A 625-nucleotide genomic window follows, 5' to 3' on the forward strand; every position below is an offset into this window, starting at 1 on the left:
AGTAAAGAATCCGCCTTCTTAGAAGGCGGCTTTGACTTGCCCCTGGAAGGGGCTATTCCAAAAACTACATCATCTGCAACGACAATTGAGCCTCATGTTCCTGATCTTGTTTATCTTGATGGCGCACATATCGTCTAATGATTTCTTCATTAACACCTACTGTATCTACAAAATAACCTCTGGCCCAAAAGCTATTGCCCCATAGCTTTTTACGTACATAAGGGAATTTATTGAATAGCCTTATCGCACTTCTTCCTTTCAATACTCCCATCAGCGTTGATACTGACAGCTTCGGCGGGATTATGACTACCAAGTGAACGTGGTCTATCTGAACGTTTAATTCTAAAACCTCACAACCCTTCATATTGCAAAGGATATAAATTGACCTGTATAACTCCTTACCAAGGTTTCCTTTTAAAATTTTAAAACGGTACTTCGGAGTCCAAACAATATGATATTTGCAACGCCAATAAACATGTGATGAACTTCTATAATCGCCCATGCTTTTCGTTTCCTCTTACTTGTGGTGAATAAGAAGTCTCTTTTAGCATGGGCGTAATTCAGGCTATAGCCTCAAGGAACAATCACCACCGCCAGAGGCGGTGGTTTTGGGATGACAATAAAA

1 protein-coding gene is annotated in these 625 nt (G+C 40.5%); it reads right to left on the bottom strand.

Annotation, left to right across the window (positions count from 1 at the left end):
• Positions 1-64: 64 nt before the first annotated feature.
• Positions 65-502: an IS200/IS605 family transposase gene (gene tnpA / locus L5M10_RS24050; protein ID WP_263256113.1), complete on the bottom strand. Its 438-nt coding sequence runs from the start codon at positions 500-502 to the stop codon at positions 65-67.
• Positions 503-625: the final 123 nt, after the last annotated feature.

It is taken from the genome of Shewanella sp. SM32 (assembly GCF_025654235.1).
Classification (GTDB): Bacteria; Pseudomonadota; Gammaproteobacteria; order Enterobacterales; family Shewanellaceae; genus Shewanella; species Shewanella oncorhynchi.